3 protein-coding genes are annotated in these 2,240 nt (G+C 75.9%); all 3 read right to left on the bottom strand.

The window, feature by feature from the left end; translation table 11 throughout:
* Positions 1–353, bottom strand: a 353-nt coding sequence (locus FNQ90_RS28530) for a DUF4350 domain-containing protein (protein WP_182607680.1), incomplete at its 3' end; no start/stop codon positions are given.
* Positions 350–1,096: a DUF4129 domain-containing protein gene (locus FNQ90_RS20300; RefSeq protein WP_182607679.1), complete on the bottom strand. Its 747-nt coding sequence runs from the start codon at positions 1,094–1,096 to the stop codon at positions 350–352. The genes FNQ90_RS20300 and FNQ90_RS28530, both read right to left, overlap by 4 nt.
* A gap of 4 nt (positions 1,097–1,100) precedes the next feature.
* On the bottom strand, positions 1,101–2,240 hold a 1,140-nt coding region (locus FNQ90_RS20295; RefSeq protein ID WP_182607678.1), incomplete at its 5' end, for a hypothetical protein.

Genomic DNA, 2,240 nt, shown 5'->3' with positions numbered 1-2,240 from the left:
GTGCGGCCGGGGGCGTCGGGCCCGCGGGCGTTGTGCAGCAGGCGGGTGGCCTCGGGGCTCAGCAGGTCGGGGACGATCACCAGGAGGGTGGTGTCGGGGCCGGCGGCCCCGACGGCCTCCTCGACGCCGGAGACCTCGACGGTCTCCACGCCGCGTTCGGCGAGCAGTTCGACGACGGCCCGGGCTCCCTGGGGGGTGGCGGAGCGGGGGTTGAGGTAGCCGTCCTCGCCGGTGGTGAACAGGGCTACCAGGGCGGCGGTCAGCAGGATGACGGCGGCGGCCAGCAGCGGGCCCCGGGCGGCCCGCCACAGGCCGCGGGCATCGGGGGAGACGGAGGTGACGGGCGCGCTCACCGGGCGACCCCTCCGGGGGCCGCGAAGGAGCCCGCGCCGACGCCGGTGGGCCCGGTCGGCGTGACGGGGCGGGCGGCACGCAGCTCGCGTTCGAGGTCGTCCAATCGGCGGTGGTCGGCGGCGTCGGCGTGCCGGCCCCCGTAGGTGACGTCGTCGAAGGTGCGGGCGGCGGCGCGCAGGCGGTCGGCGAAGGAGGGCATGGGAACGGCCGCCTCCCGGGCGGCCTCGTCGGCGGTGCGGCCGGGGCGGGGGTCGAGCAGGGCGCGTTCCTCCAGGGAGCGGACCAGGGCGCGCATGCGTTCGCGGACCGCCCGGTCCCAGTCGCCGGCGGCGGCGTGCCGGTCGGCCTCGGCGCGGTGCTCGGCGGCCGTGCGGGTCGTGGCGCCCAGGAGGTCGGGGATCCCGGTGCCTCCGGCGGCACGGACCGAGCCCAGGCGCAGTCGCAGGGCGATGAGCAGGGCGAGCACGAGCAGGACGATGATCAGCAGGCCGAGCCAGCCGCCGGGGGTCGCGAGGGTGACCCGGGAGAGCAGGTCGGAGACGGTCTCCCACACCCAGTCGAAGGCCCGCCGGAAGGGGCCGGGCTCGTGGCGGGTGTAGATCTCGCGGGAGAGTTCCCGTTCGGCGGCCTCGCGGGCCGGATCGCGGTCGATGCCGATGGGCGGCTCGTCGGCCGAGCGCGGCAGCGCCCGGCCGACCACGGCCGCGAGCGGGTGGGCGAGTGCGCCGAACGCCCCTGTCATCCGCTCAGTACCCCGGGTGCCCCGGGCCCGCGGCCCCGGGGTCGTTCGGGGTGTCGAAGCCGGCGGCACGGGCCAGCTCCAGGTCCAGGGCCTCGCGGCGCATGCGCTGGTCCATGTACAGGAGCGCGGTGACGCCGGCGCTGATCGGCAGCGTGATGGTGGAGGAGATCACCGCGCCGGCGCCGGTGATCAGCAGGTAGGTCCAGGTCATCTCGGTGCCGACGAACATGTTGGTGCCGCCGTTGCTGACGAACTCGGCGAGGAAGGTCAGCGGGAACTCGATGATCCCGGAGACCACGAACACCAGGACCAGGATGAGCAGCTGGATGCCGAAGACCCGCCACCAGGCGCCGCCCACCAGCTTCCAGGAGCGGCCCAGGGAGGTGAACACCCCCTGGCGTTCGAGCATCAGGGCGGGGGCGGCCAGGCAGAACCGCACCCACAGCCAGATGGAGAGGAGCACCCCGGCGATGACGCCGAGGATCACCAGGGGGACGAACTGGGAGATGCCCCCGATCAGGATCGGCACCAGCAGGGCGGCGCCGACGATCAGGCCGGTGAGGAGGATCAGGCCGAGCAGCCGCAGCAGCCGCCCCCGGGACTCCGCCCACGCCTCGGCGATGGAGATCTCCCGTCCCAGGACGGCCCGGGCGACGACGACCGTGAGCATGGCGGTGGCGATGACCGAGCCGATGAGGGTGGCGAGGCCGGTCACCGAGCCGAGGGCGAAGAGGTCGGCGACCGCGTCGAGCACCTCTTCACCGGTGGGGTCGGGGTTCTCCTCCAGGGCGGTGAGGGCGGAGCCGTCGCCGAACCAGAAGCGCAGCGCGAACAGCGAGATCAGCTGTATGAAGACCGCGACGCCCAGGGAGATGCCCAGGACGGTGCGCCAGTGCGCGCGGGCGGTGGAGACCGCCCCGTCGAGGATCTCGCCGACACCGAGCGGGCGCAGGGGGATGACGCCGGGCTTGGGCGCCCACCGCGGGCCGCCCCAGCCGGGGCCGCCGGGGGCACCGGGGCCGGCCCCCCAGCCGGGCGCGCCGGGCGTGCCGGGGCCGCCGGTGGGCGGGCCCTGCCCGGGGCCGGCGCTCCAGCCGGTGGGCGGCGGTACCCGGCCGTCGGGGGGCGGTGCGGGGTTCTTGTG

Source organism: Streptomyces alkaliphilus, assembly GCF_014141535.1.
GTDB classification, from domain to species: Bacteria; Actinomycetota; Actinomycetes; order Streptomycetales; family Streptomycetaceae; genus Streptomyces; species Streptomyces alkaliphilus.
Note: the sequence above shows the minus strand (reverse complement) of the source record. Positions and strands in the feature narration are given on the sequence as shown.